At 64.9% G+C, this 23,135-nt stretch carries 19 protein-coding genes and 1 tRNA gene; 7 read left to right on the forward strand and 13 right to left on the reverse strand.

What is annotated here, in order from left to right; all coding sequences use genetic code 11:
- Positions 1–253: 253 nt before the first annotated feature.
- Positions 254–889 carry an ATP-dependent Clp protease proteolytic subunit gene (locus tag GPL20_RS15855; RefSeq protein ID WP_157330389.1) on the forward strand — a complete coding sequence of 212 codons (636 nt, stop codon included), beginning with the start codon at positions 254–256 and terminating at the stop codon, positions 887–889.
- Positions 890–952: 63 nt separating this feature from the next.
- On the opposite strand, the gene GPL20_RS15860 is transcribed toward GPL20_RS15855, so the two are convergent.
- The gene (locus tag GPL20_RS15860; protein WP_157330390.1) at positions 953–1,159 is read right to left on the reverse strand and encodes a hypothetical protein; all 207 of its coding nucleotides are present in this window, start codon (positions 1,157–1,159) and stop codon (positions 953–955) included.
- Positions 1,160–1,338: 179 nt separating this feature from the next.
- Here GPL20_RS15860 and clpX point away from each other — a divergent pair, with 179 nt between their 5' ends.
- The 4 genes from clpX (at position 1,339) to GPL20_RS15880 (ending at position 5,957) form a co-directional block, all read left to right on the forward strand.
- Positions 1,339–2,610, forward strand: coding sequence for an ATP-dependent Clp protease ATP-binding subunit ClpX (clpX, locus tag GPL20_RS15865; RefSeq protein WP_157330391.1), 1,272 nt, complete (start codon positions 1,339–1,341; stop codon positions 2,608–2,610).
- Between the two features lie 322 nt (positions 2,611–2,932).
- On the forward strand, positions 2,933–5,356 hold the full coding sequence (gene lon / locus GPL20_RS15870; RefSeq protein WP_157330392.1) for an endopeptidase La: 2,424 nt from the start codon (positions 2,933–2,935) through the stop codon (positions 5,354–5,356).
- A gap of 60 nt (positions 5,357–5,416) precedes the next feature.
- A complete protein-coding gene (locus GPL20_RS15875; RefSeq protein WP_157330393.1) occupies positions 5,417–5,821 on the forward strand; it encodes a GFA family protein in 405 nt (134 codons plus the stop codon).
- Positions 5,822–5,880: 59 nt separating this feature from the next.
- A tRNA-Val gene (locus tag GPL20_RS15880) sits at positions 5,881–5,957 on the forward strand.
- 149 nt (positions 5,958–6,106) lie between these two features.
- Here the strand turns inward: GPL20_RS15880 and GPL20_RS15885 are convergent.
- Positions 6,107–6,469 (reverse strand): hypothetical protein, encoded by a 363-nt coding sequence (locus GPL20_RS15885; protein WP_157330394.1) that lies wholly within the window; start codon positions 6,467–6,469, stop codon positions 6,107–6,109.
- Between the two features lie 154 nt (positions 6,470–6,623).
- Here GPL20_RS15885 and GPL20_RS15890 point away from each other — a divergent pair, with 154 nt between their 5' ends.
- Positions 6,624–7,481 carry a class I SAM-dependent methyltransferase gene (locus tag GPL20_RS15890; RefSeq protein WP_157330395.1) on the forward strand — a complete coding sequence of 286 codons (858 nt, stop codon included), beginning with the start codon at positions 6,624–6,626 and terminating at the stop codon, positions 7,479–7,481.
- A gap of 128 nt (positions 7,482–7,609) precedes the next feature.
- Here GPL20_RS15890 and GPL20_RS15895 read toward each other — a convergent pair whose 3' ends face one another.
- The 10 genes from GPL20_RS15895 to GPL20_RS15940 all read right to left on the reverse strand — a co-directional run bounded on the left by GPL20_RS15895 (position 7,610) and on the right by GPL20_RS15940 (position 20,453).
- Positions 7,610–8,578 (reverse strand): cation diffusion facilitator family transporter, encoded by a 969-nt coding sequence (locus tag GPL20_RS15895; RefSeq protein WP_347340036.1) that lies wholly within the window; start codon positions 8,576–8,578, stop codon positions 7,610–7,612.
- A 2-nt stretch (positions 8,579–8,580) separates the two neighbouring features.
- Positions 8,581–11,799 (reverse strand): efflux RND transporter permease subunit, encoded by a 3,219-nt coding sequence (locus GPL20_RS15900; protein WP_157330396.1) that lies wholly within the window; start codon positions 11,797–11,799, stop codon positions 8,581–8,583.
- Positions 11,792–12,769, reverse strand: coding sequence for a divalent metal ion exporter adaptor subunit IhpB (gene ihpB / locus GPL20_RS15905; protein WP_157330397.1), 978 nt, complete (start codon positions 12,767–12,769; stop codon positions 11,792–11,794). The genes GPL20_RS15900 and ihpB overlap by 8 nt, the downstream gene beginning before the upstream one ends.
- Positions 12,766–14,040: a divalent metal ion exporter subunit IhpA gene (gene ihpA, locus GPL20_RS15910; RefSeq protein WP_157330398.1), complete on the reverse strand. Its 1,275-nt coding sequence runs from the start codon at positions 14,038–14,040 to the stop codon at positions 12,766–12,768. The genes ihpB and ihpA overlap by 4 nt, the downstream gene beginning before the upstream one ends.
- 55 nt (positions 14,041–14,095) lie before the next feature.
- A complete protein-coding gene (locus GPL20_RS15915) occupies positions 14,096–14,461 on the reverse strand; it encodes a hypothetical protein (protein WP_254126178.1) in 366 nt (121 codons plus the stop codon).
- 151 nt (positions 14,462–14,612) lie between these two features.
- A complete protein-coding gene (locus GPL20_RS15920) occupies positions 14,613–17,771 on the reverse strand; it encodes an efflux RND transporter permease subunit (protein WP_157330399.1) in 3,159 nt (1,052 codons plus the stop codon).
- The gene (locus GPL20_RS15925) at positions 17,768–19,222 is read right to left on the reverse strand and encodes an efflux RND transporter periplasmic adaptor subunit (RefSeq protein ID WP_157330400.1); all 1,455 of its coding nucleotides are present in this window, start codon (positions 19,220–19,222) and stop codon (positions 17,768–17,770) included. The genes GPL20_RS15920 and GPL20_RS15925 overlap by 4 nt, the downstream gene beginning before the upstream one ends.
- Entirely contained in the window at positions 19,219–19,617 is a 399-nt protein-coding gene (locus GPL20_RS15930; RefSeq protein WP_157330401.1) for a FixH family protein, read from the reverse strand. Before GPL20_RS15930 ends, GPL20_RS15925 begins: the two co-directional genes overlap by 4 nt.
- A gap of 120 nt (positions 19,618–19,737) precedes the next feature.
- Positions 19,738–20,112 carry a hypothetical protein gene (locus tag GPL20_RS15935; RefSeq protein ID WP_157330402.1) on the reverse strand — a complete coding sequence of 125 codons (375 nt, stop codon included), beginning with the start codon at positions 20,110–20,112 and terminating at the stop codon, positions 19,738–19,740.
- 131 nt (positions 20,113–20,243) lie between these two features.
- Positions 20,244–20,453, reverse strand: a complete 210-nt coding sequence (locus GPL20_RS15940) for a hypothetical protein (RefSeq protein WP_254126176.1) — start codon at positions 20,451–20,453, stop codon at positions 20,244–20,246.
- A gap of 365 nt (positions 20,454–20,818) precedes the next feature.
- Here GPL20_RS15940 and GPL20_RS15945 point away from each other — a divergent pair, with 365 nt between their 5' ends.
- A complete protein-coding gene (locus GPL20_RS15945; protein WP_157330403.1) occupies positions 20,819–21,712 on the forward strand; it encodes a hypothetical protein in 894 nt (297 codons plus the stop codon).
- 134 nt (positions 21,713–21,846) lie between these two features.
- Here GPL20_RS15945 and pepT read toward each other — a convergent pair whose 3' ends face one another.
- Positions 21,847–23,097 (reverse strand): peptidase T, encoded by a 1,251-nt coding sequence (pepT, locus tag GPL20_RS15950; RefSeq protein WP_157330404.1) that lies wholly within the window; start codon positions 23,095–23,097, stop codon positions 21,847–21,849.
- Positions 23,098–23,135 lie beyond the last annotated feature (38 nt).

Here is a 23,135-nt window from a genome sequence, read left to right on the forward strand (position 1 = left end):
AAACGGGCCCGGCTAGCCATGTGGCTGGCTGGGCCTCTTTGCGAGAATCAGCTTCAACTGCCCCGTGGATTAAGCCTTAATGCGCTCCGCACTTGTCTGACGCGAATTGGGCTATATCTGTCGGTACGCCCTGTACCTAAAGTTCTCTACCAAAGTTCCTGCATCACGGGACGTCCATCCGCCTACCGGCAAACCCAGCTGAAACTGGCAGCCAGAAGTGGCGATGTCCGCGTCCGAAAACCCTAGGTGACTCATGCGCGATCCGGTTGAAACCTACATGAACCTCGTGCCCATGGTGGTCGAGCAGACCAACCGTGGCGAGCGCGCCTACGACATCTTCTCGCGCCTTCTGAAGGAGCGCATCATCTTCGTGACCGGCCCGGTCGAGGATGGCATGTCGACGCTGATCGTCGCGCAGCTGTTGTTCCTCGAGGCGGACAATCCGAAGAAGGAAATCTCGATGTACATCAACTCGCCGGGCGGCGTGGTGACATCGGGGCTTGCGATCTACGACACCATGCAGTTCATCCGCCCGGCGGTCTCGACGCTGTGCACGGGGCAGGCGGCCTCGATGGGCTCGCTGCTGCTCGCCGCCGGCGAAAAGGACATGCGCTTCTCGCTGCCGAACTCCCGCATCATGGTGCATCAGCCGTCCGGCGGCTTCCAGGGCCAGGCCACCGACATCATGCTGCACGCGCAGGAAATCCTGAACCTGAAGAAGCGGCTCAACGAGATCTACGTGAAGCACACCGGGCAGACCTACAAGACGATCGAGGACGCGCTGGAGCGCGACAAGTTCCTGACCGCGAACGACGCCAAGGAGTTTGGTCTGGTCGACAAAGTCATCGACAAGCGCGCCGAGGAACCGGCGCCGGTGAAGGTCCCGTAGCACTACTGATCCGTAACGGCGATCCCTCGGGATCGCCGTGGGATCGTCAGGGTGGCGTTCACCTTAGGTGCGCGTGTGCGCATCGCAAAACGGTGTTTTGCGCCCTGCGGCAAGCAGAAAGTTCCGCTTTCGTGCTTGTTTTTCGTGGCAATCCAGCAACGCCGGGGTGATTTCGATCACTTCGTCCGTGCCAAGACCGGAAATCACGGTATTGTCACGGGTAGCCGGCGAGCCCCGATTAGCGAATTCTTGATAGTCGGGTGACAGCATGGTTGGCTACGACTGATCGGCTATGATCGCGGGAGAATCGAGTGACCGTGATTCGCACGGGATGTAACGCGTAGGGTCTTTTTTGGTACGGAATTTGCTCTATTTGAACTTCATACCGGCCATCGTGTCGGAATGGAGTGATCGAGCGGAACGGGATCGAACCGCGGACGGAGACATGAATGAGTAAGGTCGGCACGAGCGACTCCAAGAACACGCTATATTGCTCGTTCTGCGGCAAGAGCCAGCACGAAGTCCGCAAACTGATCGCGGGTCCCACGGTCTTCATCTGCGACGAGTGCGTCGAGCTCTGCATGGACATCATCCGCGAGGAGAACAAGTCCTCGCTGGTCAAGTCGCGCGACGGCATTCCGACGCCGAAGGAAATCTGCAAGGTCCTGGACGACTACGTGATCGGCCAGAACCATGCGAAGAAGGTCCTGTCGGTCGCGGTGCACAATCACTACAAGCGCCTCAACCACCAGACCAAGCACAACGACGTCGAGCTCGCGAAGTCGAACATCCTGCTGATCGGTCCGACCGGCTCGGGCAAGACGCTGCTCGCGCAGACGCTCGCCCGCATCCTCGACGTGCCGTTCACGATGGCTGATGCGACGACGCTGACCGAGGCCGGCTATGTCGGCGAGGACGTCGAGAACATCATCCTGAAGCTGCTCCAGGCCGCCGACTACAATGTCGAACGCGCCCAGCGCGGCATCGTCTACATCGACGAAATCGACAAGATCAGCCGCAAGTCCGACAACCCCTCGATCACGCGCGACGTGTCGGGTGAGGGCGTTCAGCAGGCGCTGCTCAAGATCATGGAAGGCACGGTGGCCTCGGTCCCGCCGCAGGGCGGCCGCAAGCATCCGCAGCAGGAATTCCTGCAGGTGGATACCACCAACATCCTGTTCATCTGCGGCGGCGCCTTCGCCGGCCTGGAGAAGATCATCTCGGCGCGGGGACGGTCGACCTCGATCGGCTTCGGTGCCCAGGTGCTCGCGCCGGAGGATCGCCGTACCGGCGAGATCTTCCGTCACGTCGAACCTGAGGACCTCCTGAAGTACGGCCTCATCCCCGAGTTCGTCGGCCGTCTGCCGGTCGTGGCGACGCTTGAGGACCTCGATGAGACCTCGCTGAAGAAGATCCTCACCGAGCCGAAGAACGCGCTGGTGAAACAGTACCAGCGGCTGTTCGAGATGGAGAACATCGAGCTGACCTTCGCCGACGAGGCGCTTGGCGCGGTCGCCCGCAAGGCGATCGAGCGCAAGACCGGCGCGCGTGGGTTGCGTTCGATCCTCGAAGCGATCCTGCTCGAGACCATGTTCGACCTGCCGGGTCTGGAAGGTGTGGAAGAAGTCGTGATTTCGCGCGAAGTCGTGGAAGGAACGGCCCGTCCGCTCTACATCTATGCCGATCGGTCCGATCGCGCCGTCGAGAACGCCAGCGCCTGATTTTCGGCGCTGGAACGCTCCAACCGTCTCATCTAGTAAGGCTGCGGAAATGTATCTCCGCAGCCGGTGTTGCGTCGCTTACCTGCGTGCGTAAGCGCCTGATGGCGCGCGTTTTTCAATGACTTGACACCCCCGGGGTCGATAGCCACCTAATGTCGGCGGCGAGCAAGAATTCCCTTCAAGATTCGCCTCAGTTCCGATCCGGCAAGCCGGTCCACCTCGTAAAAGGACCGATCGGTTCTGCGGATCACCTCGGCACCTTGTGGCGGTTGCGCATGATCAGCGGGCTGCGTGCAAGGGGGCAAAGCAAAAGGAAAAGGCCATGACTAATCCCAAACCCCGGCCAACCATCGTCCATGGCGAAACGCACGCTTATCCCGTGTTGCCGCTGCGCGATATCGTCGTCTTCCCGCACATGATCGTGCCGCTCTTCGTCGGTCGCGAGAAGTCGATCCGCGCGCTCGAAGAGGTGATGAAGAACGATGCGCTGATCATGCTCGCGACGCAGAAGAACGCGTCCGACGATGATCCGGCGCCCGATGCGATTTACGAGACCGGTACGCTTGCCAGCGTGCTCCAGCTCTTGAAGCTTCCCGACGGTACCGTGAAGGTGCTGGTCGAGGGGCTCGAGCGTGCGCGCGTCCAGAAGTACACCGATCGCGCCGACTATTATGAAGCCACCGCCGTTGCGCTCGCCGATACCGATGCGAAGTCGGTCGAGGCCGAGGCCCTGGCGCGCTCGGTCGTGTCCGACTTCGAGAGCTATGTGAAGCTCAACAAGAAGATCTCGGCCGAGGTCGTCGGCGTCGTGCAGGCGATCACCGATTTCGCCAAGCTCGCCGACACGGTTGCTTCCCATCTCGCCGTCAAGATCGCGGACCGCCAGGGCATCCTGGAGACGCTGTCGGTCACCACGCGCCTCGAGAAGGTGCTGGGCCTGATGGAGAGCGAGATCTCGGTGCTCCAGGTCGAGAAGCGCATCCGCTCGCGCGTCAAGCGCCAGATGGAGAAGACCCAGCGCGAGTATTATCTCAACGAGCAGATGAAGGCGATCCAGAAGGAACTCGGCGACGACGACGGTCGCGACGAGCTCGCCGATCTCGAAGAGAAGATCGCCAAGACCAAGCTCTCCAAGGAAGCGCGCGAGAAGGCGCAGCATGAATTGAAGAAGCTGCGCCAGATGTCGCCGATGTCCGCGGAAGCGACCGTCGTGCGCAACTATCTGGATTGGCTGCTGTCGATCCCGTGGAACAAGAAGTCCAAGGTGAAGAAGGATCTGGAAGCGGCGCAGGCCATCCTGGATTCCGATCACTACGGGCTCGAGAAGGTCAAGGAACGCATCGTCGAGTATCTCGCGGTGCAGTCGCGCGCCAACAAGCTGACGGGCCCGATCCTGTGCCTCGTCGGGCCTCCGGGCGTCGGCAAGACCTCGCTCGGCAAGTCGATCGCGAAGGCGACGGGGCGCGAATTCGTGCGCGTTTCGCTCGGCGGCGTGCGCGACGAGGCCGAGATCCGCGGTCATCGCCGCACCTATATCGGCTCGATGCCCGGCAAGATCATCCAGTCGATGCGGAAGGCGAAGTCGTCCAATCCGCTGTTCCTGCTGGACGAGATCGACAAGATGGGCGCCGACTTCCGCGGCGATCCGTCCTCGGCTTTGCTCGAGGTCCTCGACCCCGAGCAGAACGCGACCTTCAACGACCACTATCTCGAGGTCGACTACGATCTGTCCAACGTGATGTTCATCACGACCGCGAATACGCTCAATATTCCCGGGCCGCTGATGGACCGCATGGAGATCATCCGGATCGCGGGCTACACCGAGAACGAGAAGGTCGAGATCGCGCGCAAGCATCTGATCCCGAACGCGGTGTCCAAGCACGGCCTGGACTCCAAGGAGTTCTCGATCGACGACGACGCGCTGCTGCTTCTGATCCGCCGCTACACCCGCGAAGCGGGCGTGCGCAACCTGGAGCGTGAGCTCTCGACACTCGCCCGCAAGGCGGTGAAGGAGCTGATGATCTCCAAGAAGAAGTCGGTCAAGGTCACCGAGAAGACTCTGGAAGAGCTGCTCGGCGTGCCGAAGTACCGCTTCGGCGAGATCGAGAGCGAGCCGCAGGTCGGTATCGTCACCGGACTTGCCTGGACCGATGTCGGCGGCGAGCTGCTGACGATCGAAGGCGTCATGATGCCCGGCAAGGGCAAGATGACGGTCACGGGCAATCTGCGTGACGTGATGAAGGAGTCGATCTCGGCGGCGGCGTCCTATGTCCGCTCGCGCGCGATCAACTATGGCGTCGAGCCGCCGCTGTTCGACAAGCGCGACATCCACGTGCACGTGCCGGAGGGCGCGACGCCGAAGGACGGTCCGTCCGCGGGCGTCGCCATGGCCACCGCGATCATCTCGGTCATGACCGGAATCCCGGTCCGCCACGATGTCGCGATGACCGGCGAGATCACGCTGCGCGGCCGCGTGCTGCCGATCGGCGGTCTCAAGGAGAAGCTGCTCGCCGCGGCCCGCGGCGGCATCAAGACGGTGCTGATCCCCGAGGACAACGCCAAGGATCTCACGGAGATTTCCGATGCGATCAAGGGCGGCATGGAGATCATCCCGGTCTCGCGTCTCGACGACGTCGTCGCCAAGGCGCTGGTCAAGAAGCCGGTGCCGATCGTCTGGGAAGAGGACACCAAGGTGACGGTGAAGCCGGACGGCGATGAAGCCGCCGGCGGCCTGACCGCTCACTGAGGTTCAGCGAAAGATGATAGAACGGCGCCTTCGGGCGCCGTTTTGTTTTGGAAGCTGGCCATGCACATCGATGGGCAATGCCATTGCGGGCAGATCACCTATGAGGCCGACATCGACCCCGAGGCGGTCTCGGTGTGCCACTGCACCGATTGTCAGACGCTGACCGGCTCGCCGTTCCGGGTGACGGCGATCTGTTCCGCGACCGATGTCCGCCTGACCGGCGGCACGCCGAAAGTCTACGGCAAGCGCGGCGACAACGGCCGGATGCGCCTCCAGCACTTCTGCGCCGACTGCGGTTCCCCGCTGTTCACCAGCGGCGAGGGCGACCAGGCCGACGATTGGGGTATCCGCTGGGGCAGCATCCGCCAGCGGGACAAGTTGCGGCCCGTCAGGCAGATCTGGTGCCAGTCGGCCGCGGTGTGGATCGATGCGGTGCCGCTGCTGCCAGGGAGGCCAGGGGATTGAGGCGGAAATGACGTTCCGCGCTTGCCCGTGCGGGGCCAGTGAGGCTAAAGAGGCGGCGAGGGCGGTTAGCTCAGCTGGTTAGAGCATCTCGTTTACACCGAGAGGGTCCGCGGTTCGAATCCGTGACCGCCCACCAGCCTTCGCTCGCTTCGCGAGCTTCGGCTTGGCAGGCCGGCCTCTTGCTCAGCAAAACGCGACGCGCACCGGGTTCGCACGACCATCGTGGGACTGCCAAATGTCCCACAATGGCGCTCGGTCATTCCTGATGTCAGGCAGCCCGCGGTGTCAGGCAGTCTTGGTGAACATCGTCAGCACACCGTCCACGATGTTGATGGCAACGACTTGCGACGAGGTCAGACCCTTGGCCTTGAGCGCAGATGCCGCCGCCGGAGTTGCATCGATCGTTTTCCGAAGCGATTGGATATCTTCATCGGTCGTCTGTGCGACGATTTCATCGACCTTCGAGCGAACCGCCGGCTGCAGCTCCTTGACGTCGACAACCTGGATCTGGCGGATGACCGTGCTGGACTTGGCAGCCGGTGATTCCGCACCGGCTTGCGACGATGTGCCTTGCGCCAGCACGTGGGCTGGCGTTCCGAGGGAGAGGACTGTGATGATGATGGATGCCGTGAAGGTGCGCATGGTCATGCCTTTTCAAGGTGGGCAACCCAAGAATCCTATTCACGAAATCTGGTTGACGTCTGATTCCTATGGGGCCATTCGGTGAAACCAATGCGGCCGCAATGCGAGCGCGTCCCGCCGGAAGCACGGCCAAGTTTACGAACTCGAACGAGGGGTCCTCATGGAACAGCCTAGCGGACACGCAGAGAATGCCGACCAGATCGCCTATTGGAACGGCCCCAGCGGGCAGCGCTGGGCCGATCGCCACGCGGCGCAGGAGAATTTGCTTGGACCCATTGCCGATGTTCTGATCGACCGCGCCAGGCCGAGACCTGGCGAGCGCGTCCTCGATGTCGGCTGCGGCTCCGGTGCGACGACGTTCGCGTTCGCGAAGGCGGTCGCGCCTGATGGCTTCGCGCTCGGCCTCGACGTCTCCGACCCGATGCTGTCGCAGGCGCGTGCGCTGGCGCCGAAGGGGCTGCCGCTCGATTTCGTGCTGGCAGATGCGACGGTGCATCCGTTCGAGCCGGCCAGCTTCGACTTGCTGGCGTCGCGCTTCGGCGTGATGTTCTTCGCCGATCCGATCGCGTCCTTCACCAACCTCCGCCGGGCGCTGAAGCGGACCGGGCGGCTCGCTTTCGTCTGCTGGCGCGAGCCGAAGGAAAATCCGTGGATGATGGCGCCGCTGATGGCGGTCTACAAACACGTGCCGAAGATGCCGCCGGTCGGGCCGGAAGAGCCGGGCCCGTTCGCCTTCGCCTCGGAGGAGCGCGTCACGCGCATCCTGAAAGGTGCAGGCTTCGTCGACGTGGCGATGGAGCCGCATAATCTTCCGATGGACGTCGCGATCGGCGGCGGGCTCGATGCCGCCGTCGACGGCGCGCTCCAGATCGGCCCAGCCAGCCGTGCGCTGCAGGGCCATCCGCCGGAGACATACGAGGCCGCCAAGGCTTCGATCCGCGAGATGCTCGCGCCGTTCCTGAAGGGGCAGTCGGTGGCGCTGCAGGGCGCGATCTGGATCGTGACGGCGAAGGTGTAGGCCGCGCTCTCTCCGCGCCGTCATTGCGAGGAGCCCTTGCGACGAAGCAATCCAGACTGTTCCCGCGGACAGATTCTGGATTGCTTCGCTGCGCTCGCAATGACGACGTGGAGGCAGAGTGCCCCCTTTCACACCACATCATCCGGCGCCAGCGCGCAGCCATTGTCGGGATGGGTCTCGACCTGAAGCGTGGTGTGGCCGATGCGGAAGGACGCCTTCAGCAGCTGCGCCGTCTCCATCAGGAATGCATCGTCGCTCCCTGTGGGCATGACGAGGTGGCAGGTCAGCGCGGTCTCGGTGGTCGAGATCGGCCAGACATGGAGATCGTGGATCCCTGACACGCCGGGGCGCGCCAGCAAAAACGCCCTGATCGCGGCGAGGTCGGTGCCCTTGGGCGCCGCCGCCATCGACATGTCGATGGAGCCGCGCAGCAGGCTGGTCGTGCTCCACAGGATCGTGGCGCAGATGACGAGGCTGGTGACGGGGGCGAGCCAGAGCCAGCCGGTCCAGATGATCAGCGCCGCCGAGACCACGACGCCGAGGGAGACCGCGGCGTCGGCCGCCATGTGCAAATAGGCGCCTTCAATGTTGATGTCGTCCTTGCGGCCGCCCGCGAACAGCATGGCGGTAAAGCCGTTGATGAGGATGCCGATGCCGGCGACCACCATCACCGTGACGCCTGCGATCGGCTGCGGTTCGCGCAGCCGCAGGATCGCCTCCCAGCCGATCGCACCGGTGGCGACCAGCAGGAACACCGCATTCGCCAGCGCCGCGAGGATGGTGGAGGCGCGCAGGCCGTAGGTGAAGCGGCCGCTCGGCGCGCGCCGCGCCGCGATCGAGGCGCCCCAGGCCACGACCAGGCCAAGCACGTCGGAAAGGTTATGGCCGGCGTCCGCGAGCAGGGCGGTGGAGTTGCCGATATAGCCGTAGACCGCTTCGGCCACGACCAGCGCGACGTTGAGCGAAATGCCGATCGCGAACGCCTTGCCGAAGTTCGCGGGCGCATGGACATGCGCGTGCCCGTGGCTGTGGTTATGACCATGGTCGTGGCCATCGTGATCATGGTGATGATGGCCGTGATGGTCGTGGCTGCCCACCTCTAGCGCTCCCCGGAAGCTGCCAAATCAGGCGCCATTGTAGGCGTTTCGGTGCCTGCGTCACGGCGGAACAGCACGTAGAGCGCCGGCAGCACCAGGAGCGTCAACATGGTCGAGGAGATGATGCCGCCGATCACCACGGTCGCAAGCGGCCGCTGCACCTCGGCGCCCGCGCCGGTTGCGAGCGCCATCGGCACGAAGCCGAGCGAGGCGACCAGCGCCGTCATCAGCACCGGCCGCAGCCGCGTCAGCGCGCCCTCGCGGACCGCATCCACGACGGATCGCCCCTCGCTGCGCAGCCGTTCGATGAAGGCGATGATGACGAGGCCGTTGAGCACGGCGACGCCCGACAGCGCAATGAAGCCGACGCCGGCGCTGATCGAGAGCGGGATATCGCGCAGCAGCAGCGCCGCGACGCCGCCGGTCAATGCCAGCGGCACGCCGGAGAACACCAAAGCCGCATCCGCCGCCGATCCCATGCCCATGAACAGCAGCAGGAACACCAGCAGCAGCGCCACCGGCACCACGATCATCAGCCGCTTGGTCGCGGAGACCAGTTGCTCGAACTGTCCGCCCCAGCCGATCCAGTAGCCCGGCGGCAGCTTGACCTTCTCGGCCACCACCGCCTCGGCCTCGCTGACGAAGGAGCCGAGATCGCGCGCGCGGACATTGGCGGTGACGACGATGCGCCGCTTGCCGTTCTCGCGGCTGATCTGGTTGGGGCCGGGCGTCGCATCGACGGTGGCGACCGACGACAGCGGCACATAGCGCATCTGGGTGAGGGGGGAGGCGGACAGCGCCGTTCGAACGGCCGTGCCGGATGTGGCCTCCTCACCGGGCGGCAGCGGGATCGGGATGGCCCGGATCGCCTCGAGATTGCCGCGCAGGTGCTCGGGCAGGCGCACGACGATGTCGAAGCGGCGGTCGCCCTCGAACAACTTGCCGGCCGACTTGCCGCCCACCGCGATCTCGACGATGCCCTGCACCTCGCTGATGCTGAGGCCGTAACGGGCGAGCGCCTGGCGGTCGAGGCGGACGGTGAGGATCGGCAGGCCTGCGACCTGCTCGATCTTGACGTCGCTGGCGCCGCGGATGCCGCGGATCGCGGCCTCCACCTGTTTTGCCGCGCCTTGCAGAATGTCGAGATCATCGCCGAAGATCTTGACGCCGACGTCGCTGCGCACGCCGGAGATCAGCTCGTTGACGCGGAACTGGATCGGCTGGGAGATTTCGTAGGCGCTGCCTGGAATGTCGTCGGCGGCATGGTCGATGGCCTCGATCACCTCCGATTTCGGCTTGTCCGGGTCGGGCCATTCGGCGCGCGGCTTCAGCATGATGTAGCCGTCGGTCTGCGCCGGCGACATCGGGTCGGTGGCGATCTCCGCGGTGCCGATGCGGGTGAAGAACTCCTTCACTTCGGGTATCTGCATGATGCGCTTTTCCAGCGCCTTTTGGAGGTCCAGCGATTGCGTGAGGCTGGTCCCGGGAATCCGGATGGAGGCCAGCGCGACGTCGCCTTCGTCCAGGCTCGGAATGAACTCGCCGCCCATGCGCGCGGCGGCGATGCCGCTCGCGATCACGATGACGACAGCCATGATGGCGACTGCGGCGCGATTGTCGATGGCAAAGCGGAGCAGGGGGAGGTAGGCGCGCTTCGCCAGCCGCATGAACAGGTTTTCGTGTTCGGACACCTTACCGGTGACGAAGATGGCAACCGCCGCCGGCACGAAGGTGATGGAGAACAGCACCGCGGCGCCCAGTGCCATCAGCACGGTCAACGCCATCGGCGTGAACATCTTGCCTTCGACGCCGGTCAGCGTCAGGACCGGCAGATAGACCACCGCGATGATCAGCGTTCCGAACAGGCTCGGCTTGATGACCTCGCTCGACCCGCGCAGGATCGCATGCAGCCGTTCGGAGGTCGTGAGCAGGCGGCCTCTCTCGCGCTGGGCCAGGGCCAGCATGCGCAGGCAATTCTCGACGATGATCACGGCGCCGTCGACGATGATGCCGAAGTCGATCGCGCCCAGGCTCATCAGGTTGGCGCTGACCTTGGTCTCGACCATGCCGGTGATCGTCATGGCCATGGACAGCGGAATGACGCAGGCCACCACGAGCGCGGCGCGGATGTTTCCGAGGATCAGGAACAGCACGGCCACGACCAGCGCCGCGCCTTCCAGCAGGTTGTTCTTGACCGTGCGGATGGTGGCTTCGACCAGATCGGTGCGGTCGTAGACGGTTCGCGTCACGACGCCCTCGGGCAGCGATTTGGCGATGTCCTCGAGACGGGCTGCGACGCGGCGCGCGACGCTGCGGCTGTTTTCGCCGATCAGCAGCATCGCGGTGCCGAGCACGGTCTCCTCGCCATTGCGCGTCGCCGCGCCCGTGCGCAGATCGCGGCCTTCCGTGACCGTCGCGACATCCCTGATCCTGACGGGATTGCCGCCGCGCGAGCCGATGACGATGTCCTGGATTTCGCTGATGTTGCCGACCTGGCCCGGCGAGCGAACCAGATATTGCTCGCCGTTGCGCTCAATATAGCCGGCGCCGACATTGGCGTTGTTGGCGGCGAGCGCCGTCATGACGTCGCGAAAGCCGAGCCGGTAGGCCATCAGCTTGCCCGGATCCGGCAGCACGTGGAACTGGCGCTCGAAGCCGCCGATCGTGTTGATCTCGACCACGCCCGGCACGTTGCGAAGCTGCGGCCGGATGATCCAGTCCTGCACGGTGCGCAAATCGGTCAGCGAATAGTCGTGGCCGCCTTGCGTCTTGGCGCCCGCCTTCGCCTCGACGGTGTACATGAAGATCTCGCCGAGCCCGGTCGAGACCGGACCCATCGCCACCTCGACGCCGGCCGGGAGCTGGTCCTTCACCTGCTGGATGCGTTCGCCGACGAGCTGGCGGGCGAAATAGATGTCGGTGCCGTCCTTGAACACGACCGTCACCTGGCTGAGGCCGTAGCGCGACAGCGAGCGGGTGTAGTCGAGCTTGGGCAGGCCGCCCATCGCGGTCTCGACCGGGAAGGTGATACGCTGCTCGGTCTCGAGCGGCGAATAGCCCGGCGCGCGCGTGTTGATCTGGACCTGGATGTTGGTGATGTCGGGGACGGCGTCGATCGGAAGGCGCTGGAAATTCCAGGCGCCGAACGCGACAGCTCCGAGCGCGAGCAGCAGGACCAGCCAGCGCTGATGCAGCGAGACGGCGAGGAGACGCTCAATCATGTTCGGCCTCGCCCTTGCCCATCTCCGCCTTCACGACGAAGCTGTTCTCCGCGACGTATTGCTCGCCGGCGGAAAGGCCGGCCCTGATCTCGACATGGCGCGGATCGGAATCCCCGAGCTCGACCGGGCGCGCCTCGATCTTGTCGCCATCCTCGCGCACGAACACGATGGTCCTGTTCTCCAGCGTCTGGATCGCGCTCTTGCGCACGGCCACCGCGACGTTGCGCGCGGCGAGGATCAGCCGCGCCGTGACGAACAGACCGGGGCGAAGCCGGCCGTCCGGATTCGGCAGCACCACGCGCGCCAGCGCGGTCTGGGTCTCGCTGGAGCCGATCGGCGCCATGTACGAGATCGTGCCCTTGATCTCGCCGCGTCCGTCGTCGGGATCGATCAGCACCTCGTCGTTGAGGCGAACGCGCCTTAAGTCTTGCCGGTAGATCGACAGGTCGACCCAGATGGTGGAGAGGTCGGCGACGACGAAGGCCGGCTTCTGCTCGGAGGCGTATTCGCCGAGCGAGATCTGCCGTTCGATGATGGTGCCGGCGATCGGCGCCTTCAGCTCATAGACGGTGAGGCTCTGGTTGCTCTCGATCGCGGCCAGCAGATCGTCCTTGGCGACCCTGTCGCCGATGCGCTTCTGGATCGATTTGGCGAGCCCGGGAAAGCGCGGCGTCACCTGAACGACCGCCTCCTGGTTGGCGCGCAAGATGCCGTTGAAGGACAACGTATCGGTCAGCGTCGCGCTCGTGGCCTCCGCCAGCACCACGCCGGCGGCGGCGAGCTTGACGTCGGAGATGCGGATGCGGTCGGCACCGTGCTCGTCCTGCTCGACATGGTCGTTCGGCTTCTTCTGTTCGGAATGCTCGGCATGCTCGGTTGGCGCGACCTTGCCCGGAGCGAGCAGGGCATAGCCGTAAGCGCCGAGCGCGGCGGCAACGACGGCAACGAGAATGGTGGAGGACGTCTTCATCGTGCGCTCTCCCGCGCCAGCGTGAATGGATTGCCGACGAGGCCTTCGATGGTCGCGACGCCTGTGTGGAAGTTCTGGAGTGCCTCCTGCTCGCGCAGGCGGGCCTGGGTGACGCTCGCCTGGGCGTCGAGCACTTCGAGCAGGGTGAAGCGGCCCTGGCCGTAGCCTTGCGAGATCGCCTCGGAGGCTTCAACGGCCTTGGGGATGGCGGTCTCACGCAGCACCGCAAGCTCGCGCAGCGAGCCCTGGAGCGAGTCATAGGCGCGGCCGGCGATCACGATCAGCGTGTTGCGGTTGGCCTCGCGCTCGGCCCTGGTCTTGGCGAGGCTCTCTTGCGCCGAGAGGATGTTGCCCTGGTTCTGGTCGAACACGGGGATCGGCACCGAGACGGTCAGGCGCGCGGCGTCGTCATTGGTCTCGTTGAAGTGACGCCAGCCGGCGGCGATCCGCACGTCCGGGTAGGGCCTGAGCCGAGCCATCAACAGTTCGGCGTTGCGCTGGGCATAGACGGCGGTCCAGCGCACCAGTTGCGGATTGGCATCGATGGCCGTGACGACCGACTGGAAGGTCGGTGGCCGTCCCATGGTGTCGAGCCGTCCGGAGACCTCGCCGAACTTTGCCGCGGGATCGCCCATCAGCACCGCCAGCTCGCGCCGGGCGCTCGCCAGCGTCGCCTTGAAGCGCTCGCGGTCGGCCTTCACCAGGGCCGAGGCGACCTCGGCGCGGCCGGTCTCGGCCGGGGAGGAGGCGCCCGCCTCGACACGGCGGCGCAGGAGCGGCGTCAGGCGGTCGATCGCGGCGATCTGCTCGTCGAGAATCTGGATGCGCCGCTGCGCGCCGAGTACGCTGAGAAAGACGATTGCGGTCTCCGACAGCACCTCCAGCCTCACGGCCTTGCGCTGGATCGCGGCGACTTCGACGCCGGCTGCGCCTGCGGCGATCCGCGCGTCCCGCTTGCCGAACAGCTCGAAGGCCTGGCTGATCTGGAGCGTGGTTTCGGCCGATCGCGTGCCGCGATAGATGCCGGAGCCGAACGAATTGTCCTGCTCATAGGACAGTTCCGGATTGAGCAACGCGCCCGCCTGGATGCGCTGGCCCGTGGCGATGCCGACGTCGCGCTCCGCCGCCGTCAGGCGCGGGCTCGCGGCCAGCGCGCGCGACAGCGCACTCCGCATCGTCAAAGTCTGGGCGTGCGATGGCGCAAGTGCCAGTCCGGCAACCAGACACGCTGCCGCGCACGCGAGGCGCGCGGCCATTCCCCTGCAAAGCATGAAATCGACCTGTGAAGGATGAACCTAATGGGCGCGGGGCGCCCGACCAATCCGTTCAGGCAATGGGCTTGGGAGGTGGCGACGTCGTGTCGGGTGCGATGCCGACCAGCATCGCCTGCTGCTGCGCGACCGGTGCGGCAATGATGCCGGCTGCGGTTGCTGAGTGCAGTGGCTGCGCGACCGCGATCGAGAAGCAGCCGTGGCAGTGATGACCGGCGAGGGCCTTGTGATCGCCATGACCGGCTGCGCCGTCGTCGAGGATCGAAGCGATCTCCGAGCCGCCGGACGGGCTGGTCACATCGATGTCATGGGCGCCGTGAAGTGCGCCCGACAGCAGGTACATGACCGCAACGAGCACAGCCACGAGCCCACGCCAATTGTGCGTGCGGCTGAGTCTGAAGGGCCGGCGATTCAAGACCACGAATTCACTCTCGCTGTCGGTTCAGGCTGACCTAGCATGGCGACGGGAACAGTGTCGACCCGCAACAATGTTACGTGTGGGGAACTCAACGTCGCAGCCGCACGTTTTCGCGCGACTGCGACCAGCTCGCACCATGGAGAAAGCCACAAATTCATTCGGCGGCCTCCGCCACGTGGGCGGGTATGACTGCATCTCCGGCCGTGCCCAGCCCAATCCCTTTCACCAGGGCGAAAATCGCGGGGATCACGATCAGCGTCAGCAAAGTCGAGGAGATCATGCCGCCGATCATGGGCACGGCGATGCGCTGCATGATCTCCGAGCCGGTGCCAGTGCTCCACATGATCGGCAACAGGCCGGCCATGATCGCGACCACGGTCATCATCTTGGGGCGGACGCGCTCGACGGCGCCTTCCATGATGGCCGCGTAGAGGTCCGCTCGTGTGAGCGCGCGGCCCGCGAGCTCACAGCGCGCCTTGGTCTCCGCCAGGGCATGATTGAGATAGATCAGCATCACCACGCCGGTTTCGGCCGCCACGCCCGCCAGCGCGATGAAGCCGACGGCGACCGCGACCGACAGGTTGAATCCGAGCCACCACATCAGCCAGAGGCCGCCGACGAGGGCGAAGGGCAGCGAGAGCATGACGATCATGGTCTCGGTGACCGAGCGGAAGTTGACATAGAGCAGCAGGAAGATGATCAGCAGCGTCACCGGCACCACGATCTTGAGCCGCGCGGTGGCACGTTCGAGATATTCGTACTGCCCGCTCCAGACCACGTAATAGCCGGGCGGGAACTGGATGCTCGCCTGCACGGCGTGCTGGGCGTCAGCGACGTAGCCGCCGAGGTCGCGGTCGCGGATGTCGACATAGATGTAGGTGGCGAGCTGGCCGTTCTCGGTTCGGATCGAGGTCGGCCCGCGCGCCGGCGTCACGGTTGCGACCTCGCCGAGCGGAACGGCGCCGCCGCCCGGCATCGGCACCAGGATGTCGCTGCTGATGGCCTTCGGATTGTCGCGCAGGTCGCGCGGGTAGCGCATGTTGACCGTGAAGCGCTGACGTCCCTCTACCGTCGTGGTCACGGTCTGGCCGCCGAGCGCGGTCGCGATCGTGTCCTGCACATCCTGCATCACGATGCCGTAGCGGGCCAGCGCCTCGCGGTTCGGCGTGATCTCGAGATAGTAGCCGCCGAGGCCGCGCTCGGCATAGGCCGAGGAGGTGCCGGGCACGGCCTTGAGCACCTGCTCGACCTGCCGCGCAAGCTTGTCGATGCCGGCGAGATCGGTGCCGATCACCTTGACGCCGACGGGCGTGCGGATGCCGGTCGAGAGCATGTCGATGCGCGCCTTGATCGGCATGGTCCAGGCGTTGGAGACGCCGGGAAACTGCAACGCCTTGTCCATCTCGGCGATCAGGCTGTCGACCGTCACGCCCGCGCGCCACTCCGCCTTCGGCTTCAGGTTGACGATGGTCTCGAACATCTCCGACGGCGCGGGGTCGGTCGCGGTCGCGGCGCGGCCGGCCTTGCCGTAGACCGAGGCGACCTCGGGAAACGAACGGATGATGCGGTCCTGGGTCTGCATCAGCTCGGCCGCCTTGGTCACGGAGATGCCGGGCAGCGTCGTCGGCATGTAGAGGAGGGTGCCTTCGTTGAGGTTCGGCATGAACTCGGTGCCGAGTTGTCGCGCCGGCCAGATCGAGGCGGCGAGTATGCCGAGCGCGAGCAGGATCACCGGAATCTTGGCGCGCAGCACGCCTGAGATCACCGGGCGATAGATCCAGATCAGGAAGCGGTTGATCGGATTCTTGTGCTCCGGGATGATCCTGCCGCGAACGAAGATCACCATCAGCGCCGGCACCAGGGTCACCGACAGCAGCGCCGCCGCCGCCATCGCGAAGGTCTTGGTGAAGGCGAGCGGACTGAACAGTCGCCCCTCCTGCGACTCCAGCGTGAAGATCGGCATGAATGAGACGGTGATAATCAACAGGCTGAAAAACAGCGCGGGTCCCACCTCAGAAGCCGCCTCGATTAGGATCGCAACGCGTGGCTTGCCGGGCTCGGCGCGCTCGAGATGCTTGTGGGCGTTCTCGATCATGACGATCGCGGCGTCGATCATGGCGCCGATGGCGATCGCGATGCCGCCGAGACTCATGATGTTGGAGCCGATCCCGAGCAGCTTCATGGCGCCAAAGGCCATCAGGACCCCGACGGGAAGCATCAGGATCGCGACCAGCGCGCTGCGCACATGCAGCAGGAACACGATGCAGACGAGGGCGACGACGATGCTCTCCTCCACCAGCGTGTGTCTCAGCGTGTCGATCGCGGCGTAGATCAGGTTCGACCGGTCGTAGACCGGAACGATCTCGACCGATTTAGGCAGGCTGGTCGCAATCTCCCTGAAGCGCTTCTTGACGTTCTCGATCACGTCGAGCGCGTTCATGCCGAAACGCTGGAGCACGATGCCGCTTGCGACCTCGCCCTCGCCGTTGAGCTCGGCGATGCCGCGCCGCTCGTCGGGGCCGAGCTCGACGCGGGCGACGTCGCGCAGCTTGACCGGTGTGCCGTTGTCGGTCTTCAGCACGATGTTGCCGAGATCGTCGACGCTCTTCAGATAGCCCTTGCCGCGGATGACATATTCGAATTCGGAGAGTTCGACGGTGCGACCGCCGACATCGGCATTGCTGGCGCGGATGGCTTCGCGCATCTTCTGCATGGTGATGCCGAGGTCGCGCATGCGCTGCGGATCGAGGATGACATTGTACTGCTTGACGAAGCCGCCGACGCTCGCGACCTCCGCGACGCCTTCCGCCTTGGCCAGCGCGAATTTCAGGTTCCAGTCCTGGATCGTCCTGGTCTCCGCGAGATTCAGCTCTTTCGACATCACGGCGTATTGGTAGACCCAGCCGACGCCGGTGGCGTCCGGGCCGATCGTCGGCGTCACGCCGGCCGGCAGCCGCGATGCCGCGCCGTTGAGGAATTCGAGCACGCGCGAGCGCGCCCAGTAGATGTCGGTGCCATCCTCGAAGATGACGTAGACGAAGGAGACGCCGAAGAACGAGAACCCGCGCACCACCTTCGATTTCGGCACGGTCAGCATCGCCGTGGTGAGGGGATAGGTGACCTGGTCCTCGATCACCTGCGGCGCCTGTCCCTGATATTCGGTGTAGATGATGACCTGGGTGTCGGAGAGATCGGGGATGGCGTCCAGCGGCAGATGCACGAGGGCATAGAGGCCTGCGGCGGCGGCAAAGCCGGTGCCGAACAGCACCAGGAGCAGGTTGCGCGCCGACCATGCGATGATGCGCGCGATCATGGTTTTGCTCCCATCGCCTTGTCGCCGTCTTGCGGTTCGCCGGCTTCGGCAAAGCCTTTCAGCGCCGCCTTCAGATTGCTCTCGGCGTCGATCAGGAAGTTGGCGGAGGTGACGACGGCGTCGCCCTCGGCGAGGCCGTCGCGGATTTCGACATAGCCGTCGCCGCGCCGTCCGGGCTTGACCTCGCGCGGCTCGAAACGGCCCTGGCCCTTGTCGAGCAGCACGGCCTGCCGGCTGCCGGTGTCGAGCAGCGCGCTCTCGGCGACGCTCAGCACCGGAGTCGGCGTGCCGGTGTCGATCTCGGCATCGACATACATGTCCGGAAGCAAAGCGAGGTCGGCATTCGCCAGCTCAATTCGCACCCGAGCCGTGCGCGTTTCCTTGTTCACCTGCGGATAGATCACGCTGATCCGGCCCTTGAAGTCGCGACCGGGATAGCTGCGGGCCCGCACCGTCACGGGCTGGCCGACAGCGACGTTGCCAAGATCGCGCTCGGCCACATCGATCGTCGCCCAGACCAGTGAGACATCGGCGATACGGAACAGCACGTCGCCCGGCTGGGCGCGCATGCCCTCGATCGCGTTGCGCTGGAGCACGATGCCGTCGCGTGGCGAGGACCACTGCACCGTGATCGGCAGCGCATGGCTCTTCTCCATTTCGGCGATGACGGGTTCGGGGACGTCGAGATTGACGAGGCGCTGCCGGGAGCCGCGGCCATAGGGCTCGATGCCTGCCGTCGTCTTCGAGGTGATCGTCGCGAGGTATTCGGCGGCTGCGGAAGCGACCGCAGGGCTGTAGATCTCCATCAGCGGCTGGCCCTTCGTCACGCGACTGCCGGTGGTGACGTCAGCGACCTTCTGCACAAAACTGTCGGCGCGCATCGCGACCACCGAGACTCGGCGTTCGTCGAGCTGGATCGTGCCGGGCGCGCGCACCAGCGTTCTGATCCGGCGCAATTCGACCGGCTCGGATTTGACGCCGCTGCGCTGAATCTTGCCAGGAGAGAGCTTTATCGAACCGTCGTCGCTGTCCTCGCCGTCATAGACGGGGATGTAGTCCATCCCCATGGAGTCCTTCTTCGGCACCGGCGAGGTGTCCGGCAGGCCCATTGGGTTGCGGTAATACTTGATCTTGCGATCGCCCTTGTGATCGCCCTTGGCGTCCGCCGTCATGGCGCCGGGCGCTTCGCCGGGCTCGTCGAAGCTGATGTCCTCGCCCGCGCGCACGGCGCGATAGTCGCGGCCGTCGGCGGTCTTCTTCGGGGTGAGCGAATAGAACGGCTTGCCGTCCGGATCCCGGAAATAGATTGGTGGGCCCGTGTCCGCTGCATGCGCGGCGAGGGCGAGCAAACCTGGACTTGGCTGAGGCTGCATCGCGCGGCCGGCAACCAGCGCGACACCAGCCGCCGCGAGGATCGCAGCGGCAGTGCCGATGGTGGCAAGGCGGGTCATTTCTCGGCCGTGACGACGAGCTTGTTTTCGACCGTGCCGGTCTCGCCCTGCACCTTGGCGCCGAGCGAGAGCTGCCAGCGTCCGGCCATGCTGAAATTCGCCTTGAAGCGGTAGGTGCCGGGCTCGGTGCCCGGCATCGGCGTGACCTTGGTCACCATCTCCTGCATGCCGTCCGGCGCCATATCGAGCCGGCTGGCGAAGATCACCGCGTCTGGTATCGCCTTGCCGCTGGTCTTGTCGACCAGCCGCACGGTCACGATGCGATCGGCGCCGGTCTTGATGGTCGGCTGAACCAGCTGGAACTCGTAGTTCTTGATCTCGGCATGGGCCGTGCCCGCGATGGCGGAACCGATCAGCGCGGCCATGACGGCGCGCGCGAGGTAGGACGTTCTCATGATTTCTAATTCCTCGATTGGTCTGACGGGGATCGCCGTGTCGACTTGCAGCACGGCGGCAAGCGTCGGTACGCACAGCCCGACAGGCCGCGCGTCATCGCTAGGGCGCCTCGGCGCCGATCAGACGTTGGTTCGAGGAGGGTGGTCCGGTGGCTTCGCGGCGAGACCGTCGCGGAGGAGATCATCTCGCAACACGAGCGCATCCCGGCGCGGGTGGCGCACGATCAGGGAGCTCGCTCCGGACGGAGCGGAGAGCGAGAGGCTCAGCATGCACAAGGCGACGAACGGACAGGAGTCGCAGGTCTTGCTCTTGGTCTCATCCGGGCAGCAGGGCATGTCTTCGGACATGCTCTGCATGTCGTCGGACATTGCGGGCATGCCGCCTCCTGCACCCGATACCGCCATGGCGGACGCCGGCGTCGCCAGCGGCGCGAGCAGAAGCCCGACCGCTACGAGCAGCATCACCACAGTGTTGGCGAACCGATACAGGTGCATGCCCCACTGTCGCACGGCGCGGCGGAACCTGTAAACCGGCCCGACATCACGACTTGGCCATTGGTTGGCGCGCCATGTGCGACGGAGGGCGCTGGCAATCCCATGTTAACCAGCGCGGGAGGAGCGTCCCGTTACCGCGACGACGTTCGTTCGGTTGCCGGCGGGGAGATCGCGCAGAGCTCGCTCGGTTCGACCGTGACGACGGCATGGCAGCCCGCTTCCATCGCGCGCTCCAGCCATCTGATGGCTTCATCGATCCATTCGTCGTGGTGCTCGGGATCGGCGATGGCCTTCTCCCGGAATGCATTTGCCTGATGCAGGCAGGCTGTTCTGCGATCCACGCGGCGCTCCCGATCCGGAGGTTCCGCCCCGATCGCATCTTTGATGATCCCGCCCGCGGCGTCGTTAACATAGGACAGGCAAGGGGTGAGCAAGGCGGCCGCAAACGCGGAAAGGCCCGGCCGGTGCTGACCGGCTGGGGCCTCTTGTGCTCACAATTTTCATCCTTGGGACTTGAGCAGACAACCCGCATCTCGCCGGTTCGTTTCCGGCGGATGCCGAATAGGAACGTTCGTCATTCCTCCCGATTAGCGAGCAGAACTGTTTGAGGAGGATGGGACTATGGACGGACTGATCTATCTCATCGGCTTGATCGTCGTGATCATGGCGATCCTGTCGTTTTTCGGCCTGCGCTGAGAGAACGGCAATGGCTATCCAAACTCTCGTGCAGGACGACGTCATGGAGGGCAGCATCGCGGCCGTCGAAGATCGCCAGACGATCCAATGGAGTTCGGTGCTCGCGGGGGCGTTCGCCGCCGGGGCGATGTCGTTCATCTTGGTCAGCTTCAGCGTTGCCATCGGCCTTGGTGTCAGTTCGGCCTCGCCGAGCTGGCGCGATGCCTCGGCGGCACTGGCGCTGCTTTCCGGGCTCTTTCTGATCATCCAGGCGATCATCAGCTTCGGCTTCGGCGGTTATATCGCCGGCCGCACCGCGCATCCGGCGCCCGCGCTCGCAACGATCGAGGACGATGCCGAGCGGCGGGACGGGCTTCACGGACTGACGTCCTGGGCTCTGGCCGTGCTGATCGGCGCGGCATTGCTGGCGATCATCGGCGCGGCTGCGATCGACCGTTCGCCGATGCGCAGCTCGGCCAGCAATACCTCCGTGGCCGAACCCCTGTTGAGCTATGAGCTCGACAAGCTGTTCCGCGCGCCGCGGCGCCCGCCGAACACCGATATGCGGGAAGCCCGTGCCGAAGCGGGTCGCATCCTGATGACGTCATCGAGCCACAGCGGTGTCAGCACTGATGACCGGACCTACCTCGTGCAGCAGGTGGCCGCGCTCACGGGGCTCGCGGCACCCGACGCGGAACGACGGGTCGACGCGCTGATCGCAGACTCCAAGACGGCCATCAACCGCGCGCGGCGCAACGCGATCATCGTCGCGTTCTCGGTCGCGGCCGCGACGCTGATCGGGGCGGCAGTGGCCTGGGCTGCGGCCGTCGCCGGCGGGCGGCACCGTGACGGAGAACCGCTGCCGAACTGGATGGCGAGCTCCAACCGCTTCCATCGCAGCCCGCGCGCGATGCCGGTGCCGTAATTGGCCGGGCGCTAGCCCGGCCATTTCGGCATGTTCAATTATTAGACGCGCCAAAACATGATCCGGAAAAGTGCGCAGCGGTCTTCCGAAAAGATCATGCTCAAACAATAACCTGAAGCGCGATGAAGCGCGCTTTAGGCCCGTTCCTCCCAGATCATGGCGAGGTGAACGATGGTCTGCACCGCCTTCTCCATGTCCTGCCGGCTGACCCATTCCAGCCGCGAATGAAAGGCGTGCTCGCCGGCAAAGATGTTGGGGCAGGGCAGGCCCATGAAGGACAGGCGCGAGCCGTCGGTGCCACCGCGGATCGCGGTGCGCATCGGGCGCAGGCCGGCACGGCGGATCGCCTCGATGGCGTATTCGAGGATGTGCGGGTGACGGTCGATCACCTGCTTCATGTTGCGGTACTGCTCCTTCACCTCGAAGGTGTAGGTCGAGCGCGGATAGTCCTTCATCACGTCCTTGACGATGTTCTCGAGCAGGACTTCCTTCTCCTTCAGCCCTTCCTCGGTGAAGTCGCGGACGATGAAGGACAGCGTCGCCTGCTCCAGCGCGCCGTCGATGCCGATCGGATGCAGAAAGCCCTGCTTGCCTGACGTCGTCTCTGGCGAGCAGCCTTCCTTCGGCAGACGCTCGACGATGGCGGCCGCGATCTTGATCGCATGCTCCATCTTGCCCTTGGCATAGCCGGGATGGGCGCTGACGCCGTTGATGGTGATGGTGGCGCCGTCGGCCGAGAAGGTCTCGTCCTCGACGGAGCCTGCGCTCTCGCCGTCCATGGTGTAGCCGAAATCGGCGCCGAGCTTCTTCAGATCGACATTGTCGACGCCGCGGCCGATCTCTTCGTCCGGCGTGAACAGGATCTTGATGGTGCCGTGCTTCACCTCGGGATTGGTGATGAAGAAATGCGCGGCATCCATGATCTCGGCGACGCCGGCCTTGTTGTCGGCCCCCAGCAGCGTGGTGCCGTCGGTGGTGATGATGTCGTTGCCGATCTGATTCTTCAGCGCGGGGTGCTCGGCGAAGCGGATCACTTGGCTGGTGTCGCCCGGCAGCGTGATGTCACCGCCGCGATAGTTCTTCACGACCTGCGGCTTGACGTCCTTGCCCGAGCAATCGGGCGAGGTGTCCATGTGCGAGCAGAAGCAGATCACCGGCACCTTCTTGTCGGTGTTGGCCGGGATCGTTGCGTAGACATAGCCGTAGTCGTCGAGATGGGCATCGGCGACGCCCATGGCCTTCAGCTCGGCGGCGAGCACGCGGCCGAGATCCTTCTGCTTCTCGGTTGAAGGTGAAGCCGGAGATTCCGGATCGGACTGGGTGTCGATGGTGACATAGCGCAGGAAGCGCTCGGTCACGGTATGCGAAAAAATGAGGGAGGACATTTCTGGTCAAACCGCCGGGTCAGGGGAGGCAAGCGATA

Origin of the sequence: Bradyrhizobium cajani (assembly GCF_009759665.1) — a bacterium.
Taxonomy (GTDB): Bacteria; Pseudomonadota; Alphaproteobacteria; order Rhizobiales; family Xanthobacteraceae; genus Bradyrhizobium; species Bradyrhizobium cajani.

Coding starts and splice junctions, on each gene's coding strand:
- GPL20_RS15925 (WP_157330400.1), bottom strand. CDS start 19,222: ATGACCCGCCTTGCCACCATCGGCACTGCCGCTGCGATCCTCGCGGCG.
- GPL20_RS15860 (WP_157330390.1), bottom strand. CDS start 1,159: ATGCTGTCACCCGACTATCAAGAATTCGCTAATCGGGGCTCGCCGGCT.
- clpX (WP_157330391.1), top strand. CDS start 1,339: ATGAGTAAGGTCGGCACGAGCGACTCCAAGAACACGCTATATTGCTCG.
- GPL20_RS15930 (WP_157330401.1), bottom strand. CDS start 19,617: ATGAGAACGTCCTACCTCGCGCGCGCCGTCATGGCCGCGCTGATCGGT.
- ihpB (WP_157330397.1), bottom strand. CDS start 12,769: ATGAAGACGTCCTCCACCATTCTCGTTGCCGTCGTTGCCGCCGCGCTC.
- lon (WP_157330392.1), top strand. CDS start 2,933: ATGACTAATCCCAAACCCCGGCCAACCATCGTCCATGGCGAAACGCAC.
- GPL20_RS15890 (WP_157330395.1), top strand. CDS start 6,624: ATGGAACAGCCTAGCGGACACGCAGAGAATGCCGACCAGATCGCCTAT.
- ihpA (WP_157330398.1), bottom strand. CDS start 14,040: ATGCTTTGCAGGGGAATGGCCGCGCGCCTCGCGTGCGCGGCAGCGTGT.
- pepT (WP_157330404.1), bottom strand. CDS start 23,097: ATGTCCTCCCTCATTTTTTCGCATACCGTGACCGAGCGCTTCCTGCGC.
- GPL20_RS15935 (WP_157330402.1), bottom strand. CDS start 20,112: ATGCACCTGTATCGGTTCGCCAACACTGTGGTGATGCTGCTCGTAGCG.
- GPL20_RS15855 (WP_157330389.1), top strand. CDS start 254: ATGCGCGATCCGGTTGAAACCTACATGAACCTCGTGCCCATGGTGGTC.
- GPL20_RS15900 (WP_157330396.1), bottom strand. CDS start 11,799: ATGATTGAGCGTCTCCTCGCCGTCTCGCTGCATCAGCGCTGGCTGGTC.
- GPL20_RS15920 (WP_157330399.1), bottom strand. CDS start 17,771: ATGATCGCGCGCATCATCGCATGGTCGGCGCGCAACCTGCTCCTGGTG.
- GPL20_RS15875 (WP_157330393.1), top strand. CDS start 5,417: ATGCACATCGATGGGCAATGCCATTGCGGGCAGATCACCTATGAGGCC.
- GPL20_RS15945 (WP_157330403.1), top strand. CDS start 20,819: ATGGCTATCCAAACTCTCGTGCAGGACGACGTCATGGAGGGCAGCATC.
- GPL20_RS15885 (WP_157330394.1), bottom strand. CDS start 6,469: ATGACCATGCGCACCTTCACGGCATCCATCATCATCACAGTCCTCTCC.